Source organism: Sandaracinobacteroides saxicola (assembly GCF_014117445.1).
GTDB lineage: Bacteria > Pseudomonadota > Alphaproteobacteria > Sphingomonadales > Sphingomonadaceae > Sandaracinobacteroides_A > Sandaracinobacteroides_A saxicola.
Window position 1 is genome coordinate 729,067 of record NZ_CP059851.1, and the last position, 20,035, is coordinate 749,101.

Annotated in this window: 17 protein-coding genes; 8 read left to right on the forward strand and 9 right to left on the reverse strand. The window is 67.7% G+C overall.

Annotation, left to right across the window (positions count from 1 at the left end; genetic code table 11):
* Positions 1-37 precede the first annotated feature (37 nt).
* On the forward strand, positions 38-913 hold the full coding sequence (locus H3309_RS03655; protein WP_182297425.1) for a hypothetical protein: 876 nt from the start codon (positions 38-40) through the stop codon (positions 911-913).
* A gap of 145 nt (positions 914-1,058) precedes the next feature.
* On the opposite strand, the gene H3309_RS03660 is transcribed toward H3309_RS03655, so the two are convergent.
* Positions 1,059-2,834, reverse strand: coding sequence for an ABC transporter transmembrane domain-containing protein (locus H3309_RS03660; RefSeq protein WP_182297426.1), 1,776 nt, complete (start codon positions 2,832-2,834; stop codon positions 1,059-1,061).
* Positions 2,835-2,927: 93 nt separating this feature from the next.
* On the opposite strand from H3309_RS03660, the gene H3309_RS03665 reads away from it, so the two are divergent.
* A complete protein-coding gene (locus H3309_RS03665) occupies positions 2,928-4,304 on the forward strand; it encodes a 3-isopropylmalate dehydratase large subunit (protein WP_182297427.1) in 1,377 nt (458 codons plus the stop codon).
* Positions 4,291-4,893: a 3-isopropylmalate dehydratase small subunit gene (gene leuD, locus H3309_RS03670; protein WP_182297428.1), complete on the forward strand. Its 603-nt coding sequence runs from the start codon at positions 4,291-4,293 to the stop codon at positions 4,891-4,893. The genes H3309_RS03665 and leuD overlap by 14 nt, the downstream gene beginning before the upstream one ends.
* 67 nt (positions 4,894-4,960) lie before the next feature.
* Here the strand turns inward: leuD and H3309_RS17120 are convergent, their stop codons facing one another.
* Together H3309_RS17120 and H3309_RS03680 are read right to left on the reverse strand one after the other, a co-directional pair.
* Complete coding sequence (locus H3309_RS17120; RefSeq protein ID WP_243453830.1) at positions 4,961-5,530, reverse strand: PEPxxWA-CTERM sorting domain-containing protein; 570 nt, start codon at positions 5,528-5,530, stop codon at positions 4,961-4,963.
* A gap of 141 nt (positions 5,531-5,671) precedes the next feature.
* Complete coding sequence (locus tag H3309_RS03680) at positions 5,672-7,048, reverse strand: MFS transporter (RefSeq protein ID WP_182297429.1); 1,377 nt, start codon at positions 7,046-7,048, stop codon at positions 5,672-5,674.
* Between the two features lie 155 nt (positions 7,049-7,203).
* On the opposite strand from H3309_RS03680, the gene H3309_RS17620 reads away from it, so the two are divergent.
* Positions 7,204-9,309, forward strand: coding sequence for a S8 family peptidase (locus tag H3309_RS17620; protein WP_182297430.1), 2,106 nt, complete (start codon positions 7,204-7,206; stop codon positions 9,307-9,309).
* Between the two features lie 141 nt (positions 9,310-9,450).
* Here H3309_RS17620 and H3309_RS17130 read toward each other — a convergent pair whose 3' ends face one another.
* From H3309_RS17130 to clpB, 5 genes are all read right to left on the reverse strand, one after another.
* Complete coding sequence (locus H3309_RS17130) at positions 9,451-10,104, reverse strand: PEPxxWA-CTERM sorting domain-containing protein (RefSeq protein WP_243453831.1); 654 nt, start codon at positions 10,102-10,104, stop codon at positions 9,451-9,453.
* 167 nt (positions 10,105-10,271) lie between these two features.
* On the reverse strand, positions 10,272-11,501 hold the full coding sequence (locus tag H3309_RS03695; RefSeq protein ID WP_182297431.1) for an NADP-dependent isocitrate dehydrogenase: 1,230 nt from the start codon (positions 11,499-11,501) through the stop codon (positions 10,272-10,274).
* 40 nt (positions 11,502-11,541) lie between these two features.
* Positions 11,542-12,135 (reverse strand): LOG family protein, encoded by a 594-nt coding sequence (locus H3309_RS03700; RefSeq protein ID WP_243453832.1) that lies wholly within the window; start codon positions 12,133-12,135, stop codon positions 11,542-11,544.
* Positions 12,128-13,885, reverse strand: a complete 1,758-nt coding sequence (locus H3309_RS03705; protein WP_182297432.1) for a putative 2OG-Fe(II) oxygenase — start codon at positions 13,883-13,885, stop codon at positions 12,128-12,130. Before H3309_RS03705 ends, H3309_RS03700 begins: the two co-directional genes overlap by 8 nt.
* Before the next feature lie 27 nt (positions 13,886-13,912).
* Positions 13,913-16,486: an ATP-dependent chaperone ClpB gene (gene clpB, locus H3309_RS03710; protein WP_182297433.1), complete on the reverse strand. Its 2,574-nt coding sequence runs from the start codon at positions 16,484-16,486 to the stop codon at positions 13,913-13,915.
* A 57-nt stretch (positions 16,487-16,543) separates the two neighbouring features.
* On the opposite strand from clpB, the gene H3309_RS03715 reads away from it, so the two are divergent.
* The 4 genes from H3309_RS03715 (at position 16,544) to H3309_RS03730 (ending at position 19,819) form a co-directional block, all read left to right on the forward strand.
* Entirely contained in the window at positions 16,544-16,717 is a 174-nt protein-coding gene (locus H3309_RS03715) for a hypothetical protein (protein ID WP_182297434.1), read from the forward strand.
* A gap of 8 nt (positions 16,718-16,725) precedes the next feature.
* A complete protein-coding gene (locus H3309_RS03720; protein WP_243453833.1) occupies positions 16,726-18,375 on the forward strand; it encodes a DNA methyltransferase in 1,650 nt (549 codons plus the stop codon).
* A 105-nt stretch (positions 18,376-18,480) separates the two neighbouring features.
* On the forward strand, positions 18,481-19,401 hold the full coding sequence (locus H3309_RS03725) for an NAD(P)H-dependent flavin oxidoreductase (RefSeq protein ID WP_182297436.1): 921 nt from the start codon (positions 18,481-18,483) through the stop codon (positions 19,399-19,401).
* 31 nt (positions 19,402-19,432) lie between these two features.
* Entirely contained in the window at positions 19,433-19,819 is a 387-nt protein-coding gene (locus H3309_RS03730; RefSeq protein WP_182297437.1) for a hypothetical protein, read from the forward strand.
* Positions 19,820-19,839: 20 nt separating this feature from the next.
* Here the strand turns inward: H3309_RS03730 and H3309_RS03735 are convergent, their stop codons facing one another.
* On the reverse strand, positions 19,840-20,013 hold the full coding sequence (locus H3309_RS03735; RefSeq protein ID WP_182297438.1) for a hypothetical protein: 174 nt from the start codon (positions 20,011-20,013) through the stop codon (positions 19,840-19,842).
* Between the last annotated feature and the right edge of the window lie 22 nt (positions 20,014-20,035).

Sequence of the window (20,035 nt, forward strand, 5' to 3'; positions counted from 1 at the left end):
ATGGGAGCCGCCCTTTTCCTTTGTGACGGAGAGCAGCATGGCAGAGCTGGGCAGCGCGCAGGGGTGGGTGACGACGGGCACCGCGACGATCGCGGCCATCGCGGGCATCGTTTCCGGCATCAATTCCGACCAGGCGAAGACCCGTGCCGCCGCGGCGGAGGCGCAGTCGCGCGCGACATCGGCGCAGCTGGCGCAGCAGGCGGAGGCGCGGCAGTTGAGCAGTGCCAACCGGGACTATCAGCTGGCGGTGACGCGGATGGTGCTGGATGCCATCGGCAAGGATGACCGGCGGCTGCAGGGCGCGCTCGTTGGGCTGGTGGCGACGCTGCCCGAGGAAAGCCTGGCGAAATCGCTGACCGAGGCGCTGGCATCCTCCGGCGACGCCGCGGTGGCGGGCCGCGCCAATGCCAACCTGTCCGCGCTGGAAAGCTATGTCGGGCAGAATGAATCGGATGGGCGGGAGGTGCTGGCGGGGCCGACGATCGCGCCGACCAGGCTGGGGACGGCGAGCGCGACGCGCACGATCGCCGCCGACGCATCGCCGGTGGGGACGACGCGGCAGCTGACGCCCAAGAAGGCCGGCGCCTGGGATGTCGACATCTTCTGGTGCCAGGGGGATGGCGACGCGGCGCGGCGCGTGCGGGCGGAGGCGCTGGCGGGGGCGTTGCGCGGGGAGACGGGCTTTGCGCTGGGGCGCCTGCGCATCCGGCCGCTGCCCTACATCACCAACAGCCGCCCCGGTTATCGCCTGTCGGCGGACGTGATCCGGCCGGAGGCGGGCAAGCGCGACGAGGCCGATGTTGCCGCGGCGATTCAGCGGGTGGCGGCGGCGCTGCCGCAGCCGGTCAGGCTGACGGTGCAGCCGGCGACCTCGCCGACACCCTCCTATGTCAGCACTTTCATGTGCGCCTGAGCGAGAGACCGTTTGCAAATCGTCCAGACCGGGCTGCAAATGTCGATTTTCTGCGCTCCGTTGCTCACGTGCCTTAAGCACGCTGCGCTACGATGCTCGAAAATCACCATTTTCGCCACGGCCTGAACGATTTTCAAACGGTCTCTCAGGCATCCTCGAATTGCAGGCGCGCGAGGCGGGCGTAGAGCGCGTCGGCGCTGAGGAGCTGGGCGTGGGTGCCGGTTTCGACGATCGCGCCTTCGTCCATCACGATGATGCGGTCGGCATCGCGCACGGTGGCGAGTCGATGGGCGATGACCAGCGTGGTGCGGCCGACCATCAGCCGTTCCAGCGCCTCCTGCACGGCGCGTTCGCTTTCGGCGTCCAGCGCGCTGGTGGCTTCATCCAGCAGCAGCAGCGGTGCGTCCTTCAGCAGCGCGCGGGCGATGGCGAGGCGCTGGCGCTGGCCGCCCGACAGGCGGGCGCCGGATTCGCCCATGAAACTGTCGAGGCCGTCCGGAAGCGCGCGCAGGAAATCGGCGGCATTGGCGGCGTCGGCGGCGGCCCATAATTCCGCCTCGGTGGCGTCAGGCCGGCCGTAGCGGATATTGTCCCGCGCGCTGGCGGCGAACACGGTCGCTTCCTGCGGCACGACGGCGATGCGGGCGCGCAGGTCCGCCGGGTCGGCATCGCGCAGGTCGACACCGTCGAGGCGGATGGTGCCGGCGGCGGGGTCGTAGAAACGCTGGACGAGCTGGAAGATGGTGGTCTTGCCGGCGCCCGACGGGCCGACAAGGGCAATGCGCTCGCCGGGCGCGATGCTGAGCGAGAGATCGCGGATGGCGGAGACGTCCGGGCGGGTGGGATAGCGGAAGCTGACGTGATCGAAGACCAGCGCGCCGCGCGCCGGGACGGGGAGCGGCACGGGATGGGCCGGCGCGGCGATGGCGGGGGTTTCGGCAAGCAGCTCGCGGATGCGGCCGGAGGCGCCGGCGGCGCGCATGAAATCGCCATAGACCTCGGTCAGCGCGCCGAAGGCGCCGGCGACGATCGCGGCGGCGAGCACGAAGGCGGTGATGGTGCCGCCGGTCATCCGCCCGGCGATGACATCGACCGCGCCCTGCCACAGCACCAGCGTGATGGCGCCGAAGATCAGCATGATGACGAGCGCGGTCATGCCCGACCGCACGCGGATGCGCCGCTTGGCGGTGGCGAAGGCGCTTTCGACGGCGCTGCCGAAGCGGTTGGCTTCGCGGGTTTCGGCGCCGAAGGCCTGCACCACCTTGATGGCGCGCAGCACTTCGGAGACGATGCTGCCGACGTCGGCGATGCGGTCCTGGCTGCTGCGGCTGAGCGCGCGGACACGGCGGCCGAGCAGCACGATGGGGCCGATGACGAGCGGGATGACGAGCAGCATCATCGCGGTGAGTTTCGGCGACTGCACGAACAGATAGCCGATGCCGCCGATCCCCATGAACAGGTTGCGCAGCGCGATGGAGGCGCTGGAGCTGACCACCTGTTCGATGACCGCGGTGTCGCTGGTGAGGCGGCTGGCGATCTCGCTGGGGCGGTTCTCTTCGAAAAATCCGGGGTGCAGGCCGAGCAGGTGGCGATGGACGGTGCGGCGCAGGTCGGCGACGACGCGCTCTCCGATCCAGCTGACATAATAGAAGCGGATGGCGGTGGAGATGCCCATCACCAGGACGATGGCGAGGAGCGCGTAGAAATAGGGGGCGATGTCGGCGCCGGAGGCCGCGCCGAAGCCCTGGTCGACGATGGCCTTGAAGCCCTGCGGGATGGCAAGCGTGGCGCCGGCGGCGACCACGAGCGCGGCGAGCGCGGCCGCGATCTGCGCCGGATAGGCGCGGGCGAAGGTCCAGAGCAGGGACAGGTTGGAGAATTTGCGCGAGGGCGGGGCATCGTCGGGGGTGGGGGTGGCCATGCGGGCGCTTCTACAGCGGTTTTGAGGCGCACTCAAAGCCGTTTCGGTTCTGGCGAGCCTGTTCAAACGCGGTGCGGACGCTACATCGGGGCCATGGCGAGCCTGTTCGAGAAAATCTGGAGCCATCATGTGGTGGCGGCGATCGATGATGCGACCGCGCTGATCGCCATCGACCGGGTGTTCCTGCACGAGCGGACGGGATCGGTGGCGCTGAAATCGCTGGCGGAGGCGGGGCGGCCGGTGGTGGATCCGGGGCGGGTGTTCGCCACCATGGACCATATCGTCAGCACCAGGCCGGGGCGGGGGGATGCGACCGAGATGCCGGGCGGCACGGCGTTCATCACCGAGACAAGGGACGCGGCGCGGGCGGCGGGGATCAACCTGTTCGATGTGACCGACCGCGACCAGGGGATCGTGCATGTGGTGTCGCCGGAGCTGGGGATCGTGCTGCCGGGGCTGACCCTGGTGTGCCCGGACAGCCATACGTGCACGCAGGGCGCGATGGGGGCGCTGGCCTGGGGGATCGGCAGCACCGAGGCGGAGCATGCGCTGGCGACGGGGACGCTGCGGGTGACGAAGCCGAAAACCATGCGCGTGACGGTGGAGGGCCGGCTGGCGCCCGGCGTGACGGCGAAGGATCTGGCGCTGCATCTGATCGCGCGCTTCGGCGCGGCGGGCGGGGTGGACCATGCGGTGGAATATGCCGGCGAGGCAGTGCGGGCGCTGCCGATGGAGGCGCGGCTGACGCTGTGCAACATGGCGACGGAGTTCGGCGCCTTTACCGGGCTGATCGCGCCGGACGCGGTGACGTTCGACTATCTGAAGGGTCGGCGACATGCGCCCGCGGGGGCGGTCTGGGATGCGGCGGTGGCACAGTGGCAGGGTCTGGTTAGCGATAATGGTTCGATGTTCCACGTGGAACATGCCATATCGGCAAATGAGGTGGTACCGATGGTGAGCTGGGGCACCAGCGTGCAGCAGAGCGTGGCGGTGGACGGGCGGGTGCCGGATGACGCGGCAACGCGGTCATTGGAGTATATGGGGCTGGAAGCCGGGCAGGCAGTGGCGGGATTGCCGGTGACCGGGGCTTTCATTGGTAGCTGTACCAACAGCCGATTGTCCGATCTGGAACGCGCCGCGGCGATCGTGCGGGGTCGGCGGGTGGCGGACGGGGTGCGGGCGCTGGTGGTGCCGGGGAGCCAGGCGGTGAAGCGGGCCGCGGAAGCGGCGGGGCTGGACCGGGTGTTCGTGGAGGCCGGGTTCGAGTGGCGGGAATCCGGCTGCTCGCTGTGCTTCTATGCGGGTGGCGAGAGTTTCGGACCGCGGGAGCGTGTGATCAGCAGCACCAACCGCAATTTCGAAAGCCGGCAGGGGCCGGGGACGCGCACGCACATCGCCAGCCCCGAGACCGTCGCGGCGAGCGCGATCGCGGGGAAGATCGCCGACGCCCGGGACTATGCCCGTGGCTGAGCCGCTGGTGCGGTTGACGGCGGTGGCGGCGCCGTTGCTGCGGGACAATATCGATACCGACATCATCATCCCGAGCCGGGAGATGAAGACGGTGGGCAAGACCGGGCTGGCGGACGGGCTGTTCGCCGGCTGGCGCTATCAGGCTCCCGGGAGCCGGGAGCCGGATCCGGATTTTGTGTTGAACCAGCCAGCGTATCGGCACGCTCGGGTGTTGTTGACGGGTGCCAATGTGGGGTGCGGGTCGAGCCGGGAGCATGCCGCCTGGGCGCTGGCGGAATGGGGGTTCCGGGCGGTGGTGGCGCCAAGTTTCAACCCGATCTTCCTGGGCAATGTCGTGCGAAACGGCATTGCACCGGTGAAACTGCCGATGGAGGTGGTGGCGACGCTGGCAGGGACGGTGACGCTGGACCTGGAGGCGATGACGCTGACCGGGCCGGACGGGGCGGTGCATCGCTTCGCGCTGGACGCCGAGGCGCGGGCGATGCTGCTGGAGGGGCTGGACGCCATCGACCTGACGCTGAAGCTGCGGCCGGCGATCGAGGCATGGCGGGAGGCCGACAGGGGACAGCGGCCTTGGGTTTATGGGTGAAGCGGCGATGCGCCCATGAAAAGGGCCCCGCGCGGGTGCGCGGGGCCCTTTCCGACGAAGACCGATGTCAGGCGGCGACGCTGCGGCGGCGGCGCAGGGCGCCCCCCACCAGGCCGAAGCCGCTGATCAGCATGGCCCAAGTGGCGGGTTCGGGCACGACCGCGCCGCGCACCAGCCAGGTTTCGGAGAAGCCGGGGTTCTGGCCGCCGGGCACGAAGATGACGCCGGCGACGCCATCGCCGAAATCGCAATGCCGCCAGACGGTGCTGAAATAGGCGGCGGCGCAGGCGCCGTCGCTGCCGACGCTGATCGGCGTGTCGTTGCCAGCACCGAAGCGCGACAGGCTGATCGGATCGAAGCCGCCGTCGGGGACGTTGGCGCCGCGGAACAGGAAGTCGCTGGCCTGCGGGCGGCCGGCGAGTTCGCCGACGGTCGGCAGGCGCCAGCCCTGCGTGCCCTGATAGGTCAGGTCGATGTCACCGCAGCCGCCGGTGGCGTCGCAGGGGTTGGCCCAGGCCCAGTCCAGCCCGCCGAAGACGATGTAGGCGTTGGTGGGCACGGGGGCGTTGATGATGGCCTGCGCCGGGACGGCGGCAAGCGCGGCAGCCGCGACGGCGGCAAGCATGGCGTATTTCATGACATTCCCTCCCTGTTGTGGGTAATGAGGGATGAGCAATGTTCATGCCAAGTGGCAGATGATGCAGAATCAAAAGGTTAACGATGCTGCGACGCACAAATCTGTAAAATGCGGCGTCACGCGGCGTGATAGTGGCAATTGTTATGCCGATTTTTCAACCTGTCTGGCGGCATCGCCGCGCAACTGCGCTTCGGTGAGGCGGTAGCCGAGCAGCAGGACGATGGCGAGCGCGCCCATGGCGACCGGGATATAGACCATGCCGAGCAGCAGCGCCTGTTCGACCCGCGGCGTGACGGCGGCGGCGACATTGCCTTTTTCGAAACCGGCGAGGCTGAGCGCGAAGCCGATGACCAGAGGGCCAAAGGCGGCGGCGCCATTTTCGACGAAGCTGTACACCGCGGCATAGACGCCTTCCCGCCGGACGCCGGTGCGGCGGGCATCCCATTCGATGATGTCGGTGAGCATCGACATGGCGAGGATGACATTGCCGCCGGCGGCGACGCCCACCACCAGCCCGCGCAGCACCAGTGCCCAGACCGGCTCGCCAGGCGAGGCCAGCAGCCAGGAGAGCGAATAGAGGATGTAGGCCGAGCCGGCGACGATATAGGCCTCGCGCTTCCCATACCGCTTGCTGAAGCGGACGAGGAGCGGCGCGGTGGCGATGGTGGAGACGGTCATGGCGGCGCCGAAGGCGCCGAGGATGGAGAGGTCCAGCTTCAGCGCGTTCACCAGGAAGAAGATCATGGCGGCCTGGGTGGCGAAGACGCCGATCAGCTGGGCGAGCTTCACCGAGATCAGGCGGAGGAAATATTTGTTGGCCCAGAGCGCGCCCAGTTCGCCGGCGATGCCGACCACCGCCGGGCCACGATCGATGCTGCGGGCGCGGCCGGTGAGCAACACGGTGGCCATGGTGGTGGCGAGGATCAGCGTGCCGCCGATGACGCCGACGGTGGCGTAGCTGCTGCGTTCGCCCTTCCCCAGCGCCTCCAGCAGCACCGGCGCCATGGCGGCGGCGAGGAAGCCGCCCAAGGAGACGAAGACGATGCGCCAGGCGTGGATGCTGCTGCGTTCATGGTAGCTGTCGGTCATTTCCGCCGGCATCGCCATGTAGGGCACGTTGAACAGGCTGTAGCCCAGCGTGTAGGCGACGAGCGCGCCGGCGGCCCACAGCGTGAGCAGGGCCGGCGTGTCGAGGCCGGCAGGGGGCGCGAAGAAGGCCAGGAAGCTGAGCGCGGAGAGCAGCGCGCCGACGAACAGCCAGGGGCGGCGGCGGCCGAAGCGGCTGCGGGTGCGGTCGCTGGCCATGCCGATGGCGGGGTCGATGAGCATGTCGAGGATCTTGGTGGCGAAGATCAGGCCGCCGGCGATGGCGGGTTCGATGCCGAGGATCGACACCATGTAGAAGAGCGAGAGCGCGCCGATGCCATTCAAGAGGATGGCGACGCCGAGCGCGCCGACGGCCCAGCCGGCCTTCAGCGAGACCGGCAGCGCTTCGACGCGGGGCGGGGGGGCATTCATCGTGCTGTCACGCCACAGGCTTTGGCAAGAGGCTTGTGCCGCGCGGCGATGCTCCACCCTGCGGTCAGAGATCCTGCGCCGGCGGGCTAAACGGTAAGCCTAACGCGCCGTCTTTTCCGGCAGCAGCGCGGTTCGCGCGAACGGAGGATCGGCCCATGCGTCCCACAGGTTTCACACCCAAGACCCTTGCCCTGTTGCTGGCGACGACGATGCTGGCCGCGTGCGGCGGCAGCGATGGCGGCAGCAGCGGGCCGCGCACCATCCCGGCGCCGCCGATCGCGCCGGGCAGCGTCACGCCTTCGCCGCCGCCGCCGCCCGCGGTGACCGATCCGGCGCCGCCGCCATCCGAGAACAATACGCTGGAGTATCGCAGCTCCACCGGCGCCACCTCCATGAAGGCGATCGCCGCCTATGACCGCTCCGCCTTCGGGCAGGGCGTGACGGTGGGGGTGATCGACACCGGGCTGGGGTTGCTGGCGCGCGGGCTGTTCGAGGAGCGGATCCACACCGCCTCCACCGACATCGCCGGCATCCGCGGGCTGGAGGATCCGACCGGGCACGGCAGCGCGGTGGCCGCGATCATCGGCGCGGCGCGCGACGGCCGCGACATCCAGGGCGGCGCCTATCGATCGCAGCTGATGGTGCTGCGGACGGACACGCCGGACAGCTGCGTGACCAGCTGCGCCTTCAGCGGCGCCAACATCGCGCGGGCGCTGGACCATGCCCGGGTGAACGGCGCGAAGGTGGTGAACATCTCGCTGGGCGGCAGCCTGAGTTCGCAGGTGATCGATGCGGTGGACCGGGCGACGGCGGCGGGCATGCTGGTGGTGGTGGCCGCCGGCAACAGCAGCGCGGCGAGCCCCAACAGCTTCGCGCAGATCGCGGCGACCGATGTGGCGCGCGGGCAGGTGATCATCGCGGGTGCGCTGGACGAGCGCGGGGCAATCGCGGATTTTTCCGACCGCGCCGGGGGCTTCGGACGCTGGTTCCTGGCGACGGCGGGCGAGAATGTCCGCAGTTACGACCAATATGGCAATCAGGCGCGGGTGAGCGGCACGTCCTTTGCGGCGCCGAACGTGGCGGCGGCGGCGGCGCTGGTGGCGTCGGCCTTTCCCAACCTCAATGGCCGGGAGATCGCCGACCTGTTGCTGGACAGCGCGCGGGATTATGGCGCGAGCGGCACGGACGAGGTCTATGGCCGGGGCATCCTGGACCTGGAGCGGGCGTTCGCGCCGAAGGGCAGCGTGACGGTGCTGGGGACGGTGCAACCGATGGCGGCGACGCTGGTGGTGGACCCGGTGCTGGGCAACAGCGGCGCCATCGCGGGGGCGCTGGGCCGCGTGGTGGGGCTGGACAGCCTGAAGCGCGCCTATGTGATGACGCCCGAGGTGCGCCGGCTGGAGCGGCGGGCGACGCTGCTGTCCACGATGGCGCAGCCGGCGCGGTGGGCCGGGCAGGGCGGGATGAGCGCCGCGGTGCTGCCGGGGCCGGCGTTTCGCACCAGCGATGTCGGCAACCAGCCGCAGACGGGGTTCCGGCTTTCGGGCGCGCGGATGGTGACGCAGGTGGGCGCGGCGCAGCTGGCGGTGGGGCTGGGCCAGGGCGGGGGCTTTGCCCTCACGCCGGCCGATCCGACACGGCGGATGGCGGGCGGCATCGACATGAGCCTGTCGCTGGGCCGGCTGAGCATCGGGGCGGAGCGGGGGGAGGGCTATCATGCGCTGAACGCGGCGCGGCGTTTTGCGCTGGCCGGTGGGGAGGCGACGGTGGGCCTGCGCTATACGCGGCAGGCGGCGCGGGGCTCGGCGCTGCTGGGGGTGCGGACCGTCCATGGCGTGGCGCTGAACGCGGGGGCGGCGCTGCCGCTGGGCGCGGGCGTGACGCTGGAGCCGGCGCTGAGCATGGAGGCGCGGCGTTTTTCGCTGAACGGGGGGCTGGCGGCATCGGCGACGACGTCGCTGGCGTCTGCCTGGTCGGTGAGTTTGGCGGGGGAGGGCCGGCGGTTGGGCTGGCGGATGACGCTGTTGCAGCCGCTGACGGTGGAGGGGGGCAGCATCGCCTTCGACCTGCCGCGGGATTATGATTATGCCACCGAAAGCGCGCGGTTCGAGCGGACGCGGGCGGGCCTGCGCGAGGCGCGGCGGGTGATGGCGATGGCGGACGTGAGCGCGCCGGTGGGGCCGTTCGCGCTGTCCTTGCGGGGGTTTGCCGGGGGTGAGGCCGGGGTGGGGGCGATGGTGGCGGTGGGAACGGGGTTTTGAGCCGGAAGGGGCGGGGTTCAGGTGGCATCGATGAGCGGCGGCGGGGCTTCGGTGCAGCGGACGCCGTGCTTCCACGACATCCGCCGCCATGACATGACAAGGGGCGGCATCATTGCCGCGCCGGATTCATGCGCCGTTTGGTCAGGCGGCCACCGGGTTTCGGCGGCGGGCGGCGAAGCCGACCAGACCGAAACCAGCGATCATCATCGCCCAAGTGGCCGGCTCCGGAACGGCAGCGTTGGCCGCCACCGAGCCGACGGGATCGTTGAGGCGGATCTCGCTGACGGTATAATAATGCCCAGGTGTCGAAATCGAAAAATAGGCGATGCCAGGACCGCTGTAGGTGAAGAATGTAGGACCACTTACGGCCGCGAACCATTCATTGTCGACCACCGCGAGAACGTTCATGCTGGTGTCGTATAATGTAAGCTTCAGTGAACTGAACCAGCTCGCGTTCGCCTCAACATAAAAATAATCCGTCGTGGCGCCCGTCAGCGTGCCGGGTAGCACGATGCGACCATCGATGTTCGACAAATTGTCGAGCATGCCCGATGCGTTAACGCCAGCGAAACTACCCTTCCCAAAAATGTCATAGTAAGCACCCTCGACACCACCCCAAGTGAAGTCAACACCGAAATCTTTAAACTTGTCCCCAAGATCGCCATTTGGCGCCAGTCCATTGCGAAACCATGACGGCGGTACCGGAACGCTGTTCGGGTTGAAGCTGATAACGGCGTTGGCGCCATCAGTTAAAGAAGCGGCTGCGAGCGCTGCGACGATCAGATTGCGAAGCATATTAGCTCTCCATTACACGACAATTGTCACTTGACATGAAAATTTATGGACTAACTATAGCGCCATATGGGGGATGAAACAATGTTTGCTTCTTAAAAAATTTCTGAGCAATCCCATATGAATTATGCAAAAAATAGCAACGATCTTACATCGCGATTCTGGTCAATTCAGCCGATGCCTTCGGTGGTCATGGCGGTTTCGAGGGATTTGCGGACTTCCTCGAAGAACATTTCGGTGGTGAGCCAGGCCTGGTCGGGGCCGATGAGGAGGGCGAGGTCTTTGGTCATGTGGCCGGCCTCCACCGTCTCGATGCAGACGCGTTCGAGGATTTCGGCGAACTGCGTGACCTGCGGCGTGGCGTCGAGCTTGCCGCGGTGTTTGAGGCCGCCGGTCCAGGCGAAGATGCTGGCGATGGGGTTGGTGCTGGTGGATTTGCCGGCCTGGTGCTGGCGGTAATGGCGGGTGACGGTGCCGTGGGCGGCTTCGGCCTCCACCACCTTGCCATCGGGCGTCATCAAGACGGAGGACATGAGGCCCAATGAGCCGAAGCCCTGCGCGACCATGTCCGACTGCACGTCGCCATCGTAATTCTTGCAGGCCCAGATGAACTTGCCGCTCCATTTCAGCGCGCTGGCGACGAGGTCGTCGATCAGGCGGTGTTCGTAGACGAGGCCGGTTTTGCCGTAGGCGGATTTGAACTCGCGGTCGAACACGTCCTGGAACAGGTCCTTGAACTGGCCGTCATAGGCCTTGAGGATGGTGTTCTTGGTGCTGAGATAGACCGGCCACTGCCGGGCGAGGCCGTAGTTGAGGCAGGCGCGGGCGAAATCGCGGATGCTGTCGTCGAGGTTGTACATCCCCATGGCGACGCCGGACGAGGGATAGTGGAAGACCTCATATTCGGTGGGCGCGCCGCCGTCGTCCGGCGTGAAGGTCATGGTGAGCTTGCCGGGGCCGGGGACGCGGAAATCGGTGGCGCGATACTGGTCGCCGAAGGCGTGGCGGCCGACGACGATGGGGTCGGTCCAGCCGGGGACGAGGCGGGGGACGGACTTGATCACGATGGGTTCGCGGAAGACGACGCCGCCCAGGATGTTGCGGATGGTGCCGTTGGGGGATTTCCACATGCGCTTGAGGTTGAACTCCTCGACGCGCGCCTCGTCCGGCGTGATGGTGGCGCATTTCACGCCGACGCCATGTTGCCGAATCGCGTTGGCGGCATCGACGGTGATCTTGTCGTTGGTGCGGTCGCGCTCCTCGATGCCGAGGTCGTAATAGTGGAGGTCGACGTCGAGATAGGGCTTGATCAGGCGTTCGCGGATCCATTGCCAGATGATCCGGGTCATCTCGTCGCCGTCCAGTTCGACAACCGGGCCCACCACCTTGATCTTGCTCATGTCCGCTTCACTGCCTTCGCAAACCGCTGTTGCTGCCGGGTTAGCGGAGGGGCAAGCGGGCGGCAAGCGCCGAGACATCGGGCAGGGTCTCGAAATGGCCGGCGGTGGCGGAACCGCTGAAGCCGCTGCTGACCAGATGATCGATGAGGGCGGTGAAGGGCGCCCAGAAGCCATCGTCGCCGAGCAGCCAGACCGGCTTGGCGTGGAGGCGGAGGTTGCGCCAGCTGAGGATTTCGGCGAGCTCGTCGAGCGTGCCATGGCCGCCGGGGAGGCAGAGGACGGCGTCGGCGGCGTCGAACATCAGCGCCTTGCGGGCGTGCAGCGTGTCGACGACGATGGTTTCGGTGAGGCCGGGGAGGCAGACTTCCCAATCGACCAGGAAGCGCGGGATGATGCCGGTGACGGCGCCGCCGGCGGCGAGCGTGGCACGGCCGAGGACACCCATCAGGCCGAGCGAGCCGGCGCCGTAGATCAGGCGGACGCCGCGCGTCGCCAGCAAGGTGCCGACGGTTTCGGCAAGCGCGCGGTGGCGCGGGTCGGTGCCGTCGCGGGAGCCGCAGAAGACGAGGAGCGAGCGGATGTCGGGCGTCTGGGTGGCATCGTCCGGCCGGTCGAGGGGGTGCATGTCAGCCATGGGTGACGTCGAAGGCGGCGGTGAGGCGTTCGCCGGCGGCGAAAGGGCGGGTGCCGTGCCAGAGGAAGCTGGGGAACAGGGCGACGGTCCCTTCGACGGGTTCAAGGGTGGCGAGCGGGGGGAGGGGCAGGGCGAGTTCGGACGGGGGTTCGCCGAGCGTGAGCCAGCCGGATTGCGCCTGCCCGCCCATGGTTTCGGGAAGCGACAGGTAGATGGCGCTGCTGATCCAGCCCTCGGGGTGGACATGGGGGACATGGAACCCCTGGCCGGCGAGACGGACGGACCAGCTGCCGGTGAAGCGCCAGCCGGCGCGGGGTTGGGCGAGGAGCGGGTGGCCCTCGACCGGGGGCGGGAGCTGCGCGAGATAGGCGTCGACGGCGGCCTCTGCGGCGCGGCGGAGGCGGACGATCTCGGGCGCGGTGCGCAGGAACAGGGTGCCCACCGTTTGCGTGCCGCCGCGCAGCGATTGATCCAGTGGAGCGCGCTGCTGCGAGTGCAGGCCGCGCAGGTGATCGGCGATGGTGGCGAGGTCGGCGGGGGACAGGCCGAGGTCGAAGCGGCCCCAGAGATTGGCGCCGCCAAGCAGCCAGTCGGCGTGGGGGTTGCCGGCGAGGCGCCAGGCGGTGGCAAGGAGCGCCCACAGCAGGCGATTGTGCGGGGTGGTGGCGAGCAGGGGTTCGAGGAGGGCGGCGGCGGCGGCGCCGTCCCCCTGGCGCAGGCGGACGCGGGCGAGCGCGGCGCTGCGGTCGGCATCGTCGGGCAGCGTCAGCAGCAGCGTCTCGGCGGCGGGCGTGTTTCCGGCGGCGAGCTGCGCCTCGGCTTCGATCAGGGTGATGGCGGGCAGCGGGCCGACCGCGGCGCGGGCGCGGTCAGCAAGCGGCGGGACGGGTTCGCCGGCGGCCTGGGCGAGGCGGAGGCGGGCTTCCCAGAGCGGGCCGTCGGCAGGGTGGGCGGCCAGCGCGGCATCGAGGCCGCGGAGTGAATGGGCGCCTTCGCCGGCTTCCCAGCGGAGTTTGGCAAGGGCGAGCTGGCCTTCGGCCCAGGTGGGATCGGCGGCGACGGCGGCGGCGAGGGGATCGAGCCGGGCCGGGTCGCCTTCGGCCACGCGGGCCTGGGTTTCGGCGAGCAGGAGTGCGCGGTCGGCGGGGTTGAGCGCGCGGGCGCGGGCGTAGAGCGCCAGCGATGGCCGGCCGCGCTCGGCCTCCACCTGGGCGCGGGCGCTGGCGGCGAGCGGATGGTCGGGTTTCAGTTTCAGCGCGGTGTCGAGGATGTCGGCGGCCTTGTCATGCTCGCCGCGCTCGCGCAGCAGCAGGCCGAGCGAGGTCCAGACGCGATGGTCGTTGGGGGCGAGGCGGTGCGCCTGGGCCAGCGCCTCGCCGGCGAGGTCGAGGTTGCCCATGTCCTGCGCGGTGATCGCCATGTTGCGCCAGGGGTCGGCGAAATCCTTTTTCAGGCTGGTGGCACGGCGGTAGGCGAGGATGGCGCCGGCAGGGTCGCCTTCCGCAGCGAGGAAATTGCCCCAGTTGTTGGCGAGCTGATGGTCGCCGGGGATGAGCCGGTTGGCGGCGACGAACGCCGCGCGGGCAGCGGCGGGGTCACCGCGGCGGCGTTCGACAAGGGCGAGGAGATGCTGCGCCGGGCCGGTGTTGGGCGCGGTGCGCAGCAGCGACAGCAGGTCGGCGCGCGCGGCATCGAACGCGCCGGCGTTGAATTTCTGCAGGGCCTGGTTGAGCAGCATCGGGGCGGTCATGCGCGCCCGATGCGGCAGGCGCGGCGATTATTCAACCTTCAGGATGAGCGCGCCGTCGCCGTCGTCGATGTGGATGCGGCTGCCGTCGGGGGCCTCGCCCGACAGGATCAGGTCGGCGAGCGGGTCGGCGAGATGTTTCTGCACCGCGCGTTTCAGCGGCCGGGCGCCATAGACCGGGTCATAGCCGACGCGGGCGAGCCAGCGGCGGGCGTCCTCGGTCAGGTCGAGGCTGATCTTGCGGTCCTTCAGCATGGCTGCGACGCGGGCGACCTGGATGTCGACGATGGCGCCCATATGCTCGGGCGCGAGGCGGTGGAACAGGATGATCTCGTCGAGCCGGTTAAGGAATTCCGGGCGGAAATGGCCGCGCACCACCTCCATCACCGCGGGTTCGGCGAGCTTCACGTCGGCGCCGTCGGGCAGCGCGGCGATGGCGGCGCTCCCCAGATTGCTGGTGAGGATGATGAGGGTGTTGGCGAAATCGACGGTGCGGCCCTGGCCGTCGGTGAGCCGGCCGTCGTCCAGCACCTGGAGCAGGATGTTGAAGACATCGCCATGGGCTTTTTCGACCTCGTCGAACAGCAGCACCTGATAGGGGCGGCGGCGGACGGCTTCGGTCAAGGCACCGCCTTCGTCATAGCCGACATAGCCCGGCGGCGCGCCGATCAGGCGGGCGACGCTGTGCTTTTCCATATATTCGCTCATGTCGATGCGGGTCATGGCGCCGGGATCGTCGAACAGGAAGGCGGCGAGCGATTTCGTCAGCTCGGTCTTGCCGACGCCGGTGGGGCCGAGGAAGAGGAAGCTGCCGAGCGGCCGGCCAGGGTCCTGCAGGCCGGCGCGGCTGCGGCGGACGGCGGCACTGACCGCGGCGACGGCTTCGGCCTGGCCGATGACGCGCTTCCCCAGTTCGCCTTCCATGGCGAGCAATTTGGCGCGTTCGCCTTCGAGCATTCGGGCGGCGGGGATGCCGGTCCAGCGGCTGACGACTCCGGCGATGTCGTCGGCGGTGACTTCCTCCCGCACCATGGCGGCGCCGGTGGCGGCTTCGGCGTCTGCCAGCTGCCGTTCGAGTTCGGGGATGCGGCCGTAGGTGAGTTCGCCGGCGCGGGCGTAATCGCCGCGGCGCTGCGCCTGTTCGACCTCGATCCGGGCGGAGTCCAGCGCTTCCTTCAGCCGGGTGGAGCCGGCGAGCTTTTCCTTCTCGGTGGACCAGCGCAGGGTGAGGTCGGCGGATTGCGCTTCGAGGCGGGCGAGCTCGTCCTCCAGCGCGGCGAGGCGGTCGCGGCTGGCGGCGTCGCTTTCGCGCTTCAGCGCCTCGCGCTCGATCTTCAATTGGACGATGCGGCGGTCGAGGTTTTCGATTTCCTCGGGCTTGCTTTCCACCTCCATGCGCAGGCGGCTGGCGGCCTCGTCCATCAGGTCGATGGCCTTGTCGGGCAGGAAGCGGTCGGCGATGTAGCGGTTGCTGAGCGTCGCTGCGGCGACCAGCGCGCCGTCGGTGATGCGGACGCCGTGATGGAGTTCGTACTTCTCCTTCAGGCCGCGCAGGATGCTGATCGTGTCCTCGACCGTGGGTTCGCCGACATAGACGGGCTGGAAGCGGCGTTCCAAGGCCGCATCCTTCTCCACATATTTGCGATATTCATTGAGGGTGGTGGCGCCGATGGCGTGGAGCTCGCCGCGGGCGAGCGCGGGTTTCAGGAGGTTCCCGGCGTCCATCGCGCCTTCGGATTTGCCGGCGCCGACCAGGGTGTGCATCTCGTCGATGAAGAGGATGATGTTGCCGTCCGCGGCCTTCACCTCGTCGAGCACGCCTTTCAGCCGCTCCTCGAACTCCCCGCGATATTTGGCGCCGGCGATCAGGGCGCCCATGTCGAGCGCGAACAGGCTTTTGTCCTTGATGCCTTCGGGCACGTCGCCGTTGGCGATGCGCAGCGCGAGGCCTTCGGCGATGGCGGTCTTGCCGACGCCGGGTTCGCCGATCAGGACGGGGTTGTTCTTGGTGCGGCGGGCGAGCACCTGGATGGTGCGGCGGATTTCCTCATCGCGGCCGATGACGGGGTCGAGCTTGCCGGCGCGGGCGACCTCGGTAAGGTCCCGGGCGTATTTTTTGAGGGCGTCATAGGCGTTTTCCGCGCTGGCATTGTCCGCGGTGCGGCCCTTGCGCAGGCCCTCGATGGCGGTGTTGAGGGATCGGGGTGTCACGCCGGCGGCGGCGAGTGCCTTGCCGGCGTCGGTGGTGGTGGCGAGCGCGAGCGCGGTCAAGAGCCGTTCGACGGTGACGAAACTGTCCTTGGCCTTCGTGGCCAGTTGCTCGGCGCTGTCCAGCACGCGGACGGCGGCCTGGTCCCAGGCCATCTGGCCGTTGCCGCCGGTGACTTTCGGCAGTTTGGCGAGCGCGGCGTCGACGGCGGCGGTGGCGGCCTGCGGCTGGCCGCCGGCGGCGCGGATCAGGCCGGCGGCCATGCCCTGCTCGTCCTCCAGGAGCGCCTTCAGCAGATGCTCTGCGGTGACGCGGGGGTGGTCTTGGCGGAGCGCGACGGTCTGCGCGGCTTGCAGAAAGCCCTTGGCGCGGTCGGAAAATTGTTCGATGTTCATGGGTGGGGAGATAGTGTGGCTTTTGGGCAACACAAGGGCTTTGGAAGGCGGCGGTGCGTGACCAGTGATTTGAAGGCCATCCTCAGCGACGCCGACCATGCGGCGGCGATGTCTGAAGTTGCGCGGTTGTGGGGCAGCAAGAGAGACAGTGTCGAAGGCGAGCGCCTGGATGCGTTGGCCACGCTGATCGATGCTTATGAGGCGCAGTATCACGGCATGATCGATCAATGAGCGGCGCCATGAACCGGCTTTATTATGGCGACAACCTTCCCGTGCTGCGCGAGCATATCGCGGATGAAAGTGTTGATCTGATCTACCTTGATCCGCCGTTCAATTCGAACGCCGGCTATAACGTGCTGTTCAAGGCGGCTTCGGGAATGGGCGCCGACGCCAGTATCGAAGCGTTCGACGACACTTGGGCTTGGGGCACCGCGAGCAAACACGCACTCCTCGACATCCAGGCAGGCACTAATCGGACGCTTACCGTCATGATGAACGCCATGCACAAGGCCATCGGCGAAAACCCGTTGATGGCTTATCTGGCGATGATGGCTGTCCGCCTCGTCGAACTGCACCGCGTGCTAAAGTCGACGGGTAGCCTCTATCTCCACTGCGACCCGACTGCATCACACTATCTAAAGATGGTGCTCGATGCAGTGTTCGGGGCGGAGAATTTTCGAACGGAGATTAGCTGGAAGCGCCAAACCGCTCACAACGACGCTGCTCAAGGGCGCAAGCAATACGGCAACATTAGGGATATTATTTTCTTTTACACGAAATCTAAGGACTGGCGATTTAACTGGCTCTATACTCCCTACAGCGACGAGTATATTGAAAAGTTTGGTCGATACATCGAGCCTGATTCAGGTCGGCGATATTTTCTTGGAGACATTACGGCTCCCGGCGGAGCCAGCCCGCAAAAGCGCAATCCCCATTACGAGTTTCTGGGCGTCACCCGCTATTGGCGCTTCGCTGAAGAGCGAATGAAGCAAATGTATAATGAAGGTCGGATTGTCCAAACAGGGCCCGGTAAAGTGCCGAGGCAGAAACGATACCTTGATGAAATGCCGGGAGTTTCGCTTCAGAACGATTGGGGTGATATCCTGCCGGTCCAACCGCACTCGAAGGTCGACAAACACCTCGGTTACCCTACCCAAAAACCCCGCGCCCTGCTCGAACGCATCATCGCTGCCTCCTCAAACCCTGGTGATCTTGTCCTCGATCCCTTCTGCGGCTGCGGCACCGCCGTGGATGCCGCCGAAAAACTCGGTCGTCGCTGGATCGGCATCGACATCACTCACCTTGCCATCGGCATGATCGAGGACCGGATTCGCTCGGGCTATCCGGACGCGCAGTTCGAAACCATCGGCGTGCCTAAGGACCTTGCCAGCGCCGAACGCCTCGCCACGGAGGATCCGCACCAGTTCCAGCAATGGGTTTGTTGGCAGGTCGGCGGCTTCCCGCGCGAAAAGAAGGGTGGCGACAAGGGTGTCGACGGTTGGTTCCACTATCTTTCGGACAATGGAAAAATCGAAACTGGCGTGATCAGCGTAAAGGCCGGTGATAACGTCAACCCCACGATGCTGCGCGACCTTGGCCGTGTTATGGAACGCGATGGCCATCGCTTCGGCTTATTCATCATGAAGAAGGCGCCGACTTCCGGGATGGAGAAAGAGGCTGCATCACACCCCCTCATTCCCGTGCAGGTCGGCGGCGACCCACAGAACGTCCCTCGCTTTCCCGCCGTCCAAATCGTCACGCTTGCCGAACTGTTTCACGGAAAACGGCCCAAGCTGCCGCCGCTGATTTCGCCGGTGAAGAAAGCGAGCCGGGTGGAGATGCGCGCAAGCCATACGGCTGGTGCGCAAGGCGGGCTGAAATTGGGTTAGGGATATACGGCGGAGAGGGGACACCCCTCCGTCATGGTTGACCTTCGGTCGCCTTCGGCTCGCATGGCACGTCGCCTTGCAGGGGAGGAAAATTGAGGAGGGCGCATGAACAGGTTGACGCAGATGTTGGGGATCGAGCGGCCGATTGTGCAGGCTCCCATGGGGTGGATTGCGCGGAGCCAGCTGGCAAGTGCGGTGAGTGAGGCGGGGGGGTTGGGGATTATCGAGACGTCCTCGGGTGAGCTGGAGGTCATCAAGGGCGAGATCGCGCGGATGCGCGCGCTGACCGACAAGCCGTTCGGGGTGAATGTGGCGCAGGCGTTCGTGCGGGATCCGGGGATCGTGGATTTCATCATCGGGCAGGGGGTGAAATTCGTGACGACTTCGGCCGGGGACCCGACGCGCTATACAAGGCAGTTGAAAGAGGCCGGGCTGACGGTGTTTCATGTCGTGCCGCACCTGGCCGGTGCGCTGAAGGCGTTCGATGCGGGCGTCGATGGCCTGGTGGTGGAGGGCGGCGAGGGCGGCGGGTTCAAGAATGGGCGCGATGTGGCGAGCATGGTGCTGCTGCCGCTGGTGCGCTCCCACACCGACCTGCCGATCATCGCGGCGGGCGGGATGCTGTGCGGGCGGACGATGGCGGCGGCGTTCGCACTGGGGGCGGACGGGATTCAGCTGGGCACGCGGATGGTGAGCGCGGCGGAAAGCCCGGTGCATGCGAACTGGAAGAATGCGATCCTGGCGGCGCGGGAGACGGATACAGTGTTCCTGAACCGGCAGGGGCCGGGGCCGGCGCTGCGGGCGTTGCGGACGGCGAAGACGACGCGGCTGGAGCTGGAGCCGGGGCCGAACATGCTGGCCGAGTTCGGGCGGGCGACCGACCTGTATTTCGGCGGCGACATGGAGGCCTCGATCGCGCTGTCGGGACAGGTGGCCGGGCGGATCGATGCGGTGCGGCCAGTAAAAGACATATTGGACGAGATCATGGCGGACTATGCGGCGGTTCGGGCGGGGTTGCCGGCTTGACGCGCGCGGGGTGAGACACAACATCCGCGCCATGCGAAAACTGTTGTGGATCGCACTGGGGATCGGCGGGCTGCTCTGGTCGGGGCTGGCCTGGCTATTCTATTGGCTGGCAGGCAGTGGCCAGGCGGCGGTCAACAGCCTGACGCGCTTCTTCGAGCTGAACCCGGCGAGCACGCAGTGGCTGGCGGACACGCTGGCGGTGGCGGGGCCGGCGATGCAGGTGGTCGTGGTGGCGCTGTGGCTGGTCGGGATGGCGCTTCTGCTGCTGCTGGGGTGGCTGGTGCCGCGGCTGCGGCGCAAGGCGGCGGCGGTGATCGTGGAGGGACGCGCGGTGGCCGCGGCGATGGCGGAGGGGCAGCGGCCGGTGCTCGATCCACTGATCCGGGAGCGGCTGGGCCCCGGGTCAAACCCGGGGTGACGGGGTAGCAGAGAGCGCGGTCAGGCGTTGGGGATGTTGGGGTCGCGGTGGGCTTGTTCGGCGGCTTCCTCGCGGGCGACGGGGTTGCGGTTGGCGCGTTTGCGCCAGAACCAGGCGAGCGCGCCGACCGCGAGCAGCAGCACGGCGATCAGCGTCATGAACATGAGGCTGGGGACCATTTCATTCGACGTCATGGGCGTGTTTCCTGCCACGCTT